This window comes from Actinoallomurus liliacearum (assembly GCF_039542035.1).
Taxonomy (GTDB): domain Bacteria; phylum Actinomycetota; class Actinomycetes; order Streptosporangiales; family Streptosporangiaceae; genus Actinoallomurus; species Actinoallomurus liliacearum.
Map to the genome: position 1 here is coordinate 1 of NZ_BAABHJ010000036.1, position 12,079 is coordinate 12,079.

At 68.6% G+C, this 12,079-nt stretch carries 12 protein-coding genes; 3 read left to right on the top strand and 9 right to left on the bottom strand.

The window, feature by feature from the left end; genetic code table 11:
- A partial coding sequence (gene ligA, locus ABD978_RS36705; protein WP_345364973.1) for an NAD-dependent DNA ligase LigA occupies nt 1-1,442 on the top strand: 1,442 nt, incomplete at its 5' end.
- A gap of 149 nt (nt 1,443-1,591) precedes the next feature.
- On the opposite strand, the gene ABD978_RS36710 is transcribed toward ligA, so the two are convergent.
- The 5 genes from ABD978_RS36710 to metX form a co-directional block, all read right to left on the bottom strand.
- Entirely contained in the window at nt 1,592-2,017 is a 426-nt protein-coding gene (locus tag ABD978_RS36710; protein ID WP_345364975.1) for a hypothetical protein, read from the bottom strand.
- Entirely contained in the window at nt 2,014-2,436 is a 423-nt protein-coding gene (locus ABD978_RS36715; RefSeq protein ID WP_345364977.1) for a cupin domain-containing protein, read from the bottom strand. Before ABD978_RS36715 ends, ABD978_RS36710 begins: the two co-directional genes overlap by 4 nt.
- Before the next feature lie 154 nt (nt 2,437-2,590).
- The gene (locus ABD978_RS36720) at nt 2,591-3,073 is read right to left on the bottom strand and encodes a CoA-binding protein (RefSeq protein ID WP_345364979.1); all 483 of its coding nucleotides are present in this window, start codon (nt 3,071-3,073) and stop codon (nt 2,591-2,593) included.
- A gap of 64 nt (nt 3,074-3,137) precedes the next feature.
- Nucleotides 3,138-4,475 carry an O-acetylhomoserine aminocarboxypropyltransferase/cysteine synthase family protein gene (locus ABD978_RS36725; protein WP_345364981.1) on the bottom strand — a complete coding sequence of 446 codons (1,338 nt, stop codon included), beginning with the start codon at nt 4,473-4,475 and terminating at the stop codon, nt 3,138-3,140.
- A 19-nt stretch (nt 4,476-4,494) separates the two neighbouring features.
- On the bottom strand, nt 4,495-5,721 hold the full coding sequence (gene metX, locus ABD978_RS36730) for a homoserine O-acetyltransferase MetX (RefSeq protein ID WP_345364983.1): 1,227 nt from the start codon (nt 5,719-5,721) through the stop codon (nt 4,495-4,497).
- Between the two features lie 87 nt (nt 5,722-5,808).
- Between metX and ABD978_RS36735 the strand changes: the two genes are divergently transcribed.
- Entirely contained in the window at nt 5,809-6,357 is a 549-nt protein-coding gene (locus tag ABD978_RS36735; RefSeq protein ID WP_345364985.1) for an OsmC family protein, read from the top strand.
- A 35-nt stretch (nt 6,358-6,392) separates the two neighbouring features.
- Nucleotides 6,393-7,607, top strand: a complete 1,215-nt coding sequence (locus ABD978_RS36740) for an NAD(P)-binding domain-containing protein (protein WP_345364995.1) — start codon at nt 6,393-6,395, stop codon at nt 7,605-7,607.
- Between the two features lie 24 nt (nt 7,608-7,631).
- Here ABD978_RS36740 and ABD978_RS36745 read toward each other — a convergent pair whose 3' ends face one another.
- The 4 genes from ABD978_RS36745 to gad all read right to left on the bottom strand — a co-directional run bounded on the left by ABD978_RS36745 (nt 7,632) and on the right by gad (nt 11,858).
- Complete coding sequence (locus tag ABD978_RS36745) at nt 7,632-8,261, bottom strand: polysaccharide deacetylase family protein (RefSeq protein ID WP_345364987.1); 630 nt, start codon at nt 8,259-8,261, stop codon at nt 7,632-7,634.
- Between the two features lie 231 nt (nt 8,262-8,492).
- The gene (locus ABD978_RS36750; RefSeq protein ID WP_345364989.1) at nt 8,493-9,050 is read right to left on the bottom strand and encodes an EF-hand domain-containing protein; all 558 of its coding nucleotides are present in this window, start codon (nt 9,048-9,050) and stop codon (nt 8,493-8,495) included.
- 143 nt (nt 9,051-9,193) lie between these two features.
- Entirely contained in the window at nt 9,194-10,375 is a 1,182-nt protein-coding gene (locus ABD978_RS36755; protein WP_345364991.1) for a cytochrome P450, read from the bottom strand.
- Nucleotides 10,376-10,427: 52 nt separating this feature from the next.
- The gene (gad, locus tag ABD978_RS36760; RefSeq protein WP_345364993.1) at nt 10,428-11,858 is read right to left on the bottom strand and encodes a glutamate decarboxylase; all 1,431 of its coding nucleotides are present in this window, start codon (nt 11,856-11,858) and stop codon (nt 10,428-10,430) included.
- Between the last annotated feature and the right edge of the window lie 221 nt (nt 11,859-12,079).

Sequence of the window (12,079 nt, forward strand, 5' to 3'; positions counted from 1 at the left end):
AGATGACGTTCTTCGGCTACGGCGCGCTTCCGCTGCCGGCCGACGCCGGCTTCGGCGCGGGGACCGGCGGTGAGCTCGCTGAGCGGCTAGGCCGGCTGCCGCACAGCCAGCTCATGGGGCTGATCGCCGAGCTGGGCGTGCAGACCACGGCCCGGACTCCGGTCGCCGGCGTGACCCACGTGACGATCGCCCAGGTGCAGGAGCGGGTCGAGGAGATCGCCGCGCTGCGCGCCGAGCTGGAGTTCGGGATCGACGGCATCGTGATCAAGGCTGACGCCGCCCAGGATCAGGCGGAGGCCGGGTTCTCCTCCCGGGCGCCGCGGTGGGCGATCGCCTACAAGCTCCCGGCGGTCGAGCGGATCACGCGGCTCGTCGGTGTGGAATGGAACGTCGGCCGTACCGGTGTCATCGCCCCACGGGCGGTGCTGGAGCCGGTCAAGGTGGACGGTTCCCTCATCACCTACGCCACGTTGCACAACGCCGCCGACATCGCCCGCCGAGGCCTGATGATCGGCGACCATGTCACCGTCAAGAAGGCGGGCGACGTCATCCCCCGCGTCGAGGCACCGGTGGTGGGCCTGCGCACCGGCGAGGAGACACCGATCCATATCCCGCAGGTCTGCCCGGGGTGCGGCGGCCCGATCGACACCGACCAGCAGCGGTGGCGGTGCGTACAAGGCCGGGCCTGCCAGGCCGCGGCGTCGGTCCGCTACGCCGTCGGCCGCGATCAGCTCGACATCGAGGGCCTCGGCGACAAGCTCATCGATCAGCTCGTGGCCGCCGGCATCGTCACCGACGTCGCCGACCTGTTCACCCTCACCCGCGACCAGCTTCTCGGGCTGGACCGGATGGGAGACATCAGTACCGACAAGCTCCTGGCCGCCATCGACGCGGCCCGCGCCAAGCCGTTGAACAAGGTGTTCTGCGCGCTGGGCGTGCGCGGCACCGGCCGGTCCATGTCCCGGCGCATCGCCCGCCACTTCGCGACGATGGACGCCATCCGCGCCGCCGACGCCGACGCGTTCCAAGAGGTCGACGGCGTCGGCCCCGAACGTGCCGCGATGCTGGTCGCCGAGATCGCCGACCTCGCTCCGGTCATCGACAAGCTCATCGCCGCCGGAGTCACCATGACCGAACCGGGCGCGGCCGACCCCGCCGCAGAGCCGAGCGACGACTCCGACTCCGGTGATCACCTGCCGCTGTCCGGGAAGTCCATCGTCGTCACCGGCTCCATGACCGGGAGACTGGCCGAGTTGTCCCGCAACCAGATGAACGAACTCGTCGAACGCGCCGGGGGACGGGCGTCCTCGTCGGTCTCCGCCCGCACCAGCCTGGTCGTCGCGGGGGACAACGCCGGTTCGAAGAAGGCCAAGGCCGAGAAACTCCAGGTTCCCATCGCCACTCCCGAGGAGTTCGCCGTTCTCGTCTCCGACTTCATCTGACCGGGTTCCAGGACGAATACCTCGACTTCGTCCGTCGCAAGCGCGAATCTTCTCGCCGAAGCCGTTTCGATGTGTGGTCGCCGGGGCGTGGCGTGGCGCGCCCAGGTCTTTTGCGTGTCGGGGCGGTCCGGGCCGAAGCGATCAGATGCTCAGCCGGCGGTCGCCAGCCGTGGAGTGCGACCGGTGGCCGTGGAGAACTGGTCGACCACGCGGCCGACGATCTCGCGCAACCGGCGCGGGACGAGGTCGGCGATCTCGGTGCCCTGTGCCTCGGCCGCCTTGGCCGCGAGTGAGGACGGCCGACTGCTCCGCGCCATCCACCGCAGCCGCGAGGCGTACGGGGGTCCGGTGTGCGCGGCGATGCCCGCGATGTACTGCTGGTACCAGGCGGCATCCGCGTCGGGGTCCGGCGGCGGATCGTCGTCATCGTCGAACAGGATGCCGTAGACGCGACGCCAGGCGGCCACGCCGTCCAGCGCCGCGCGGAGCCAGCGGAACTTCGGTTCCGCCCCCCAGGCCCACGGGCACGCGGGGTCGGTGAACTCCACGACGGTCAGCGGGCCGTCCGCGGTCATGATCGGTCGACCGGCGACCACAGACTGGGCAGGTTCACCACGACGCCCTCCTGGCTGCTGCGCGAGATGACGACGACCGCCTCGGCGTCGCCGGGGTTCTCCTCGCGGTGCGGAGCGTACGGCGGAACGAAGACGAAGTCGCCGGGCTCGGTCTCCAGGCGTACCTCGGTGTCACCATCGGCGAAGACGAACACCGGGTTGCCGGACACGACGTAGATCGAGGTCTCCGTGTCGCCGTGGTGGTGGTCACCGGAGCTGGTGGCGGGCGCCACCAGGGTCTTGCCCGTCCAGAGCTTCGACGAGCCGACCGTCTTGCCGGAGATCGCCTCCAGCCGGGTCATGCCCGTGGTCTGACCGGTGTCCCCGGTCAGCTGCGCGCCGCGGATGTGCCGCAGCTCGCCGTGCCAGTCGTCCGCCATCAGGAAACTCCCATCGCTCTTACCAAATTAGCCCCCTTTAGGTATCCATTGCGGCGAGCCGTCGGCCCGGCTCCCGGCGAGGTGATCGCGTCATGACCGCCGGCGGCTTCGGCGGCCGGTGGTCGGCATGCCGCGGAAGGATCAGTGTCGTCGGCTACTGGATTCCGGTACGGACCGACGTGATGCGCTGCGTGTTGAAGCCGAGCCAGTGCATCCGGCCCAAGTAGCGTGCGTGCTCGATCTTGAGACAGCGGTCCATGATCACGGTCACGCCGCCGTCCTCCGCGATCCGCGCGCCCTCCTCGTTGACCACACCGAACTGGCACCAGAGCGTGCCGGCGCCGATCGCCACGGCCTCCCGCGCGATCCCCGGCAGTGCGTCCGGCGCGCGGAAGACGTTCACGACGTCCACCGGCACGGGAACGTCGGACAGGCTCGCATGGCACGTCTCTCCGAGGATCCGTGTCTCGCGGGGATTCACGGGGATCACGCGGTAGCCGTGCCGCTTGAGGTAGTAGCCGACGAAGTAGCTGGCCCGCAGCTCGTTGCTCGAGAGCCCCACGATGGCGATCGTCCTGGCCGTGTGGAGAACGCGCTGGATCGCCGAGGCGTCCTGGTACCGCGCGAGCTCGTTCATGAGACCTCCTTCGTCGGCCCCATGACCAAGGTGCTGTGCTTGTCGATTCCCTCGCTTCGCTCGTTCATGGTGTCGCCCCCTTCTTTCCCGTCGCCGCGGTGACATGTGTGAAACCCTGCTCCAGGTCCCAGATCAGATCGTCGACGGATTCGGTGCCGACCGACAGGCGCACCGTGCCCGGCCCGACGCCCGCGGCGCGTAGCTCGTCGTCGCCGAGCTGCCGGTGCGTCGTGCTAGCGGGGTGGATGACCAGGCTCTTGGCATCGCCGACGTTCGCCAGGTGAGACCAGAGCGTCAGGCCGCGGATGAGGGCCGTCCCGCCGGTCCGGCCGCCGGCGCAGTCGAACGAGAAGACCGCGCCGGCGCCGTGCGGCAGGTACTTGTCCACGAGCGGCCGGTATCGGCTCGCCGACAGGCCGGGATACGTCACGTTCGACGCCAGCTCGTGCGACTCCAGGAACGCCGCGACCGCCCGGGCGTTCTCGACATGGCGTTCCATCCGCAGCGACAGCGTCTCGAGCCCCTGCAGGAACAGGAAGGCGTTGAACGGCGCGAGCGCCGCACCGAGATCGCGCAGCGTCTCGGCCCGGAGCTTCATCAGATAGCCGTACGTCCCGAACGTCTCGTGGAACCGCAGGCCGTGGTAGGCCGGTGACGGGTCCGCGATCACGGGGAACCGGCCGTTGGACCAGTCGAACGTGCCGGCCTCGACGACGACGCCGCCGATGCTCGTGCCGTGGCCGCCGATGAACTTGGTCGCCGAGTGGATCACGATGTCGGCGCCCCATTCGATCGGGCGGCAGAGGTACGGCGTCGCGAACGTGTTGTCCACGATCAGCGGCAGGTCGTGCTCGTGCGCGACGGCCGCCACGGTCTCGATGTCGAGCACGTTTCCGGCGGGGTTGCCGATGGTCTCGCCGAAGAACGCCTTCGTGTTCGGGCGGACCGCGTGCCGCCAGGCGTCCGGATCGTCGGGATCGACCCACGTCAGCTCCACGCTCATCTTGCGCAGCAGGTGCTTGAGCTGGTTCACCGTGCCGCCGTAGAGCGCCGACGAGGAGACGACGTGGTCGCCCGGCTGGAGCAGTGTGAAGAGCGCGGCCGCCTGCGCGGCGATGCCGCTGGCGAACGCCACCGCGCCGCAGCCGCCCTCGAGGTTGGCCACGCGTTCCTCGAACACCGCGACGGTCGGGTTCATGATCCGGGAGTAGGTGTTCCCGTACTCCTGCAGGTTGAAGTACGCCGCCGCGGACTCGGGATCTTCGAACACGTAGCTGGTCGTCTGGAAGATCGGCACCGCACGCGCGCCCGTGTTCGGGTCGGGCCGTTGCCCGGCGTGCAACTGCCGTGTCTCGAACCCGAACGCGCGGGCCTCTTCGGTACGGGAGGGGTTGTCGGTCACGAAGGTCTCTTCCTGGACGTCATCCGGCCCCGCCTTCGGCCGGACGGTGATTGCTCAAGAATCGGCGGATGATGGGCGTCTGCCGCGCTTCTTCCAGAAGGAAGCAGTCGTGGCCGTACGGTGCGTCGATCACATGGAACTCGACCGGCCTGCCGAGAGCGCGAAGCGCCTCCTCGATCTCCCTCGACGCGGACGGCGGGTACAGCCAGTCGGAGCTGAACGCGATCAGCAGGGTCCGTGCCGAGACGCCGTCGAGCGCCCGGACGAGCGATCCGCCGCCGTACTGGCGCGCGAGGTCGAAATAGGTCAGCGCGCGTGAGGTGTAGAGGTAGGTGTTGGCGTCGAAGCGCTTGACGAACGATCCGGCCTGGTGGCGCAGGTAGCTCTCGACCGAGAACTCCGCGTCGGTGATCGTGTAGCGGATGTCGTCGGCGACCTGCAGCCGCCGGCCGAACTTGGCACCCAGCGCCGATGCGGACAGGTACGTGACGTGGCCGACCATCCGCGCCACGCCCATGCCGGCATCGGGCGCGCGGTCCGTTCCGTAGTACCGGCCGCCCTGCCAGGCCGGGTCGCGCATGATCGCCTCACGCGCGATCGCGTTCCAGGCGACGCCCTGTGGTTGGAGGGCGTGCGTGCTGGCGATCGCCACGACGGCGTCGACCTGGTCGGGGAACAGGATCGCCCACTCCAACGCCTGCATGCCGCCGAGCGAGCCTCCGGCCACCGCCGCGAGCCGCTCGATGCCGAGCGCGTCGAGGAACGCGCGCTGGGTGCGCACCATGTCCGCGACGGTGATCACGGGGAAGTCCGGCCCGTACGGCCGGCCCGTCGCCGGATCCGCGGACGACGGACCCGTCGTCCCGCTGCATCCGCCGAGCAGGTTCGTGGAGACGACGAAGAAACGGTCGGTGTCGAACGCCTTGCCGGAACCGATCATCCCGTCCCACCAGCCGAGCCCCTTCACGGCCGAGCCGTCGCGATCCTCGGCCCCGAATCCGTCGCGCGTGCTCTCCTCGGGCGGCGCCTTCGCGAAACCCGCCGCGTGGGCGTCACCGCTGAGCGCGTGGCACACCAGGACGACGTTGTCGCGCCGAGGGGACAGGACGCCGTAGGTCTCGTACGCCACGCGAACCGGGTGCAGCTCCCGCCCGCAGTCGAGTCGCACCGGCTCCGGCAGGTCGAGGTACCGCGTCTCGACCGTGCCGGCCGACCCGGCCGCGAGCGTGGAAACCGATTTCGTCACAGGGGCTATGGTGCCCGTTACTGTCGGTGTATTGTCAAGCGAACCCATCGGGAATGTGAGTAATCCGACGAGAGGGCATCATCGAACATGACCACGGTCGCTAACGGAGTCAACGTGCAGGCGCTGCTGGAGGCACGCGACGCGCTGAAGGGCGCTCCCGAGGCCGCCCAGTTCACCTGGCGGGCCTCCTCCAAGTGGCAGGACGGCGTCCACAGCACCACGACGGTCCGCGACTTCTTCGGCCTCGGACAGGAGCAGAGCCACAAGGCCGAGTCGGTGTTCGAAGCCGACCACCCCGCGGTCTTCGCGGCCGAGGACAACGGCATCACGCCGATCGAGTACCTCCTCGTCGGCCTGGCGGCCTGCCTGACGGCGGGCGTGGCGTCCGTCGCGCAGAACCGCGGCATCCAGCTCCGCTCGGTCGAGTCGACGGTCGAGGGCAAGCACGACATTCGCGGGATCCTCGGCGCCGACAGCGACGTCCGTAACGGCTTCACCGACGTCAAGGTGACGTTCACCATCGACGCGGACGCCTCCAGGCAGGAGATCGAAGCGCTGGTGGCCCAGTCCCAGAAGCGCTCCGCAGTGTTCGATGCTCTGACGAACCCCACGGACGTCACCGTCGACGTCGCCTGAGGGGTCCCACCATCGAACGCGTCACAACGGTCGTCATCGGCGCGGGGCACGCGGGCCTCGCCGCGAGCCACTTCCTCGGCGAAAGGTCGATCGACCACGTCGTCCTGGAGCGCGGCGAGGTCGCGAACTCCTGGCGCCACGAACGCTGGGACTCTCTGCGGCTCCTCACGCCCAACTGGCAGAGCCGCCTGCCGGGCCATCACTACGAAGGCCCGGACCCCGACGGCTACATGACGATGGAGGAGGTCACCGACTTCATCGAACAGTTCGCCAAGGTCACCGGCGCTCCCGTCCGGACCGGCGCGAACGTCACGTCGCTGCGGCGCACCGACGACGGGTATCACGTGACGACCGGCCGCGGCGAGATCCGCTGCCGGACGGTGGTCATCGCGAGCGGAGCCTGCAACCGGCCGACGGTGCCGCAGTTCGCGGACGCCGTGCCGGCGTCCGTCCGGCAGCTGACGCCGTTCGACTACCGCGGTCCCGCCGGGCTGCCCGACGGCGGCGTGCTCGTCGTGGGGGCGTCGGCGACCGGTGTGCAGCTGGCGGCGGAGCTGCGCCGGTCGGGTCGGCCGGTGACCATCTCGGTGGGGGAGCAGGTGCGGATGCCGCGCACGTACCGCGGACGCGACGTGCTCTGGTGGTTGAACGCCTCCGGCCTGTGGGACCAGCGGTACGACGAGGTCGACGACCTCGAGCGGGCCCGGCGGCTCCCCTCTCCCCAGCTCGTCGGAACTCCCGAGCGGACGACCCTCGACATCAACGCGCTCACCGCGATGGGAGTCGAGCCGGTAGGTCGCTGGGCGGCCGTACGCGACGGCCGCGCACTGTTCTCCGGCGGCCTGCGCAACGTGTTCTCGCTCGCGGACCTCAAACTGGAACGCCTGCTGGACACGTTCGACGAGTGGGCGCGGAGGGACGGGCGCGACGCTGACGTCGCTCCTCCCGAGCGTCTCCCGCCCACACGGGTGCCCGCCTCGACACGGTTGCAGCTCGACCTGCGGAGCGGTGAGATCGCCGCGATCGTGTGGGCGACGGGGTTCCGGCCCGACTACGGGTGGCTCGACGTACCCGTGCTCGAGGAGAAGGGCCGGCTGCGGCACGAGGGTGGCGTGGTCGACAGCCCGGGACTGTACGCGCTGGGACTACCTGTGCTGCGACGGCGCAAGTCCACGTTCATCTACGGCATCGAGGATGACGCTCGCGAGGTCATCGACCACCTCGCGGGATATTTGGCCGCGCGCCGGTGAGAGCCGCCGGAAACGGTGAGGGTCTTACGGGCTCAACAATGAGGAGACCGTCACGGCGCGCAGCCCGCGCCGGCGCAACCCCTCCAGCAGCGGAGGCATGGCCGTCGCGGTTCCGGAATGGCCGAAGTGCATACTGACGATCGACCCGCCATGCGCTCCGCGGAGTACGTTGCGGACGACGGCCTCCGGACCGGGATCGGAGAAGTCCAGGGAATCGACGTCGTAGGACAGGCAGGCGCGGTAGCCGACCTCGGTCGCCTGGGCTCGGACCATGGCGTTGGCGTGCGGCGTTCGGGAAGGCCGGAACCAGCTGCCGATGGTGCCCGTGAGGTTTCGCAGCCGTTCGGCGCACTGGGCGATTTCGGCGCGGGCCGCGAGCGGAGTCATCGCGTTGATGTCGGGGTGGTTCTGTGTGTGATTCCCGAGTTCATGACCGCCGGCGAGGATCAGCCGCGCCATCTCCGGATGGGCGTCCAGCCAGGTGCCGACCGCCAGCACGGTGATCTGCGCCCCGGCGGCCGCAGCCGCGGCCAACACCCGCCGCGCGACGGCCGGGTCGCCGGCGCCGTGGAAGGTCAGGGCGACCTGCCGGCGCCTGCGCGGACCGTGGACGATCTCGCCGGAGAAGTGCGGCGCCCTCGCGCCGGGCGTCACGGCCGTGGAACGGGCTGTGGTGGTCGGTCGCGGCGGGCCGCTCCCGCATGCGCGGCGGCTCCGGAGGCCGCTGTTGCCGCGATCGCTCCGAGAAGACGCCGACGCTCGAACTCCACGGTCCGCAGCCTACGAAGGCTCAGATCAGGGCGCGGTCAGCCCGACCTCTGGCAGAGGCCAACATCGTGCGGCCCGTCCCGCCCCTGGCCGATGATGGCGCCATATGACACCTGATCAAGCGTCAGGCGGTGTGACGAGGACATGGCCGGGGATGTCGGTGCGCTCGGATCTGTACCAGTCCACGATCGCCGCGGCCCAATGGCCGACCGGGATCCGGCCATCGCCTGATTCGTCCAGCTCCTCGAACACGGTCGCGCTGTTGGCCTCCGCGAACCCGCTCGCGGTCATGCAGGTGAGGAAATCGTCCCGTTCGACGTATCCGTCGTCGTCCCGGTCGACCAGCGCGGCCATTGATGTCGCGTAGTCGGTCACGGCCTGTTCCGCGTCGCCGGGGTCGCCCAGCCTGGCGAGGTACTCGGCCAGGCTGATCCGGCCGTCGCCATCGGCGTCGAGGGACGCGCGCAGGCCCGCCCAGAAGCGGTGATGCCCGTCGAGAACCGCCTGGCCCTTCGCCGATTCGCGCGGCTCGCCCAGTGCACTGAGCACGTTGGTGGCGAGCCGGTCGAAGTCGCTCTCGTCCAGGTAGCCGTTGCCGTCGGAGTCGAGTATGCGGAACCGCAGTAGCAGTCGCTCGCGGGCGCCGGAATCGACCTGTGCGGACTCGTGGTTCATAGGAACCTCTCGATCGCCAATTGTCATCGATAGCTTACATTAAGTGAGCATTTCCGAGAAGCCTCAGTTAGCGCGGCGATCTCGTGAGACATCGGATTCGCGGCCATCGGACGGCGTGAAATGCCCGAGATGTGAACCTCTGGTCACCAGCGAACAGGGAGACCGCTCGGCCCGCGGTAACGCCAGCCGTAGTAGCGCACCGGCGGCTTGTCGGTATCCAGTCGGATCGTTGGAAAACGCTCCAGCAGCACTTCGATGCTGATGCGGATGATCTCTGGGACCTGTTCCCAGGCCAGGCAGCGGTGACTGCCGTAGCCAAGCGAGGCGTGCGGTTGCATCGGCCGGTGGATGTCGAAGGCGTCGGGGTTCTCGTAGACCCTCTCGTCGCGGTTGGCCGAGGCGGCGATGGCCGCCACACCGCTGCCCGCCGGGATGGTGACGCCGCCCAGCTCGAAATCGCGGGCGGCGGACCGCATGAGCGCACCCACGGGGGGTCGCCAGCGCAGGCCCTCATGGGCCGCATGTTCCAGCAGGGACGGATCGGCCTTCACGGCTTCGAGCTGGTCGGGGTTGTCGAGAAGACCAAGCATCGTCGAACTGGCGCCGTTGCCGGGTTCCTCGGTCGCGGTCAAGATCAACCGGACCGTGGGCAGGATCTCCTGGATGGGACGAGGCTGGCCTGTAGCACGTCCGGAGTGCAGAAGATTGGACAGCGTCGAGTGGATCGGGTTCTTTCTGAGTTCCTCGAGGTAAGGAATGAGGACCCGGTCGATATCGGCCCGGGTCTCTTCGCCCAGCCGGGTCCTGGCCGGATCCTTCTCGAAGTTGGTGATGGCACTGTTCATGCCGCCGGCCCACCTGATGAAGACTTCCGGATCGATATGATCGAGACCCAGGATGTGCGCCTCTGACAACACGGCGACCGGCGCGAAGTACTGCTCCTTCAGATCAGCCGGTGACCCGGAGCGCTTCAACTCATCGGCGTACTTGTCAGCCAACGTCCGCACATGATCCCGAAGGCCCGCCGGCAGCGTCTCCCGTGCGTAGTCGTCGTCGGTACACCCGCGGAGGTCGCTGTGCGGGTCCCCATCGGTCGCGAGCATGTTCCCCTCGCCGCAGACCTTGAGAATCAAAGACTTCGAGAAATAGGAGATGAACGTCTCCGACAGACTGATCACCGTCCGGACGTCCTGATGCCGCGTGACCATCCACTGATCGAGCGCCGGAACATAGGCGACGGGCTCCTCCTCCCGCAACCGCGCATAAATCAGGTACGGATCGTCATTCAACTGATCGATGGTAATGCTCTCCGCGAACTCGCCCATCTCAAACACCTTCCCCGGGAGGAGGCCGCGACATTCGGCCTGGCGTTTCCGTTCAGTGGTAGACGGGGCCACGCCGTCGCGGCGTCGGTATGGCGGGCTTGTCGGCCTTCGCCGTGGCTGTGGGAAACAGCTCGGCCAGCTCGGCGCGCAGCGCGTTCAGCAGTATGTCCGCGGTGTCGCGGCTGAAGCCGTTGCGGATCACCAGGCGCATCACGGCCACGTCGTCGAGGGCGTCGGGCAGGTGGTAGGCGGGTATCTGCCACCCGTGTTTGCGCATCCGGTCGTGTATGTCGAATACGGTCGTGGTCGTGTCGGGCCGCATCCGCAACGCCACGACCGGCAGATGGGTTCCATCGGAGATGACCTCCAGCGCGGGCATCTTCGCGAGCTGTTCGGCCAGATACGACGCCACATCACGGCAGGCTTGTTGCACCGCGCGGTAGCCCTCGAACCCGAGGCGCAGGAAGGTGTAGTACTGCGCCACCACCGGGGCGCCTGATCGGGAGAAGTTGAGCGTGAAGGTGGGCACGCTGCCGCCGAGCAGCTCGCATTCGAAGATCAGCTCTTTGGGCAGCGCCTTCTTGTCGCGCCAGATGATCCACCCGATGCCCGGGTAGACCAGTCCGAATTTGTGGCCCGAGGTGTTGATGGACAGCACCCGAGGCACCCGGAAGTCCCACACCAGGTCGGGCTCGAGGAACGGAGCGATGAAGCCGCCCACCGCGGCGTCGACGTGCAGCGGCACGTCCACTCCCCGTTCGGCCTGGAGCCGATCCAACGCGGACGCCATCTCGGCCACCGGGTCGTAGATTCCCAGCGCGCTGGACCCGAGAATGGCCACCGCGCCGATGGTGTTCTCGTCGCAGAGGCTCGCCACCTCGGCCGGGTCGACGGTGAAGCCGGGTTCGCGGATCGGCACGTAGCGCGGCTCGACATCCCAGTAGCGGCAGAATTTCGGCCAACAGGTGTGCACCACGCTGGGCATCACCAGGTTGGGCCGGTCCGCCGGCAGGCCCTGTGCTCGTCGCCGCGCACGCCAGTCGAACTTCATCGCCAGCCCGGCCAGCATCGTGGCCTCGCTGGAGCCGCTGGTCGAGCACCCGACACCGTTGGTGCCCGGGTCGTTCCAGAGGTTGGCCAGGATGTTCACGCACCGTGTCTCCAGCTCCGCCGTCTGGGCGTACTGGTCGTGGTCTATCAGGTTGCGGTCCAGAGAATCGGCGATCAGTTGTTTGGCCTGGGGCTCCATCCAGGTGGTGCAGTAGGTGGCGAGGTTGAGGCGGGCGTTGGAGTCCAGCATGATCTCGTCCCGGACCAGCGCGGCGGCCGAGTCCGGCGCCATCGGACCGGATGCCAGCTGGTAGCGGGGAATTCCGCCGTCCGGCACCAGCCCGCTGTACAGCGGCTTCACGGCCAGCTCCACGTTCCGACGCTCGCCATGCACCTGCTTGACCATGACGTCCCCCTGGTGTGTCCGTGACATGTCCATGGCGCCTGCCTGCCGGCACCAGCATGGGATACTCAAAGTAGTTGCGTGACTACCGAATGCGCCACATCTTGGTATTGGGTTGGGGTCACCGACGGGACAGCGCCTCGGCGGCTTCCGCGTCGGCCCCGGCTGCGGGGGCGGGACACCACCGACCTCACCCTGACGTGTGGTCGAGGTGGAGTTTGGTGGTGATGCGGTAGCGGTCGCCGCGGTAG

What these genes read in the sequence shown, in the direction of transcription:
- ABD978_RS36710 (WP_345364975.1), bottom strand. Translation starts at nt 2,017, where the DNA reads ATGACCGCGGACGGCCCGCTGACCGTCGTGGAGTTCACCGACCCCGCG.
- ABD978_RS36720 (WP_345364979.1), bottom strand. Translation starts at nt 3,073, where the DNA reads ATGAACGAGCTCGCGCGGTACCAGGACGCCTCGGCGATCCAGCGCGTT.
- ABD978_RS36755 (WP_345364991.1), bottom strand. Translation starts at nt 10,375, where the DNA reads ATGGGCGAGTTCGCGGAGAGCATTACCATCGATCAGTTGAATGACGAT.
- ABD978_RS36735 (WP_345364985.1), top strand. Translation starts at nt 5,809, where the DNA reads ATGACCACGGTCGCTAACGGAGTCAACGTGCAGGCGCTGCTGGAGGCA.
- ABD978_RS36715 (WP_345364977.1), bottom strand. Translation starts at nt 2,436, where the DNA reads ATGGCGGACGACTGGCACGGCGAGCTGCGGCACATCCGCGGCGCGCAG.
- ABD978_RS36750 (WP_345364989.1), bottom strand. Translation starts at nt 9,050, where the DNA reads ATGAACCACGAGTCCGCACAGGTCGATTCCGGCGCCCGCGAGCGACTG.
- gad (WP_345364993.1), bottom strand. Translation starts at nt 11,858, where the DNA reads ATGTCACGGACACACCAGGGGGACGTCATGGTCAAGCAGGTGCATGGC.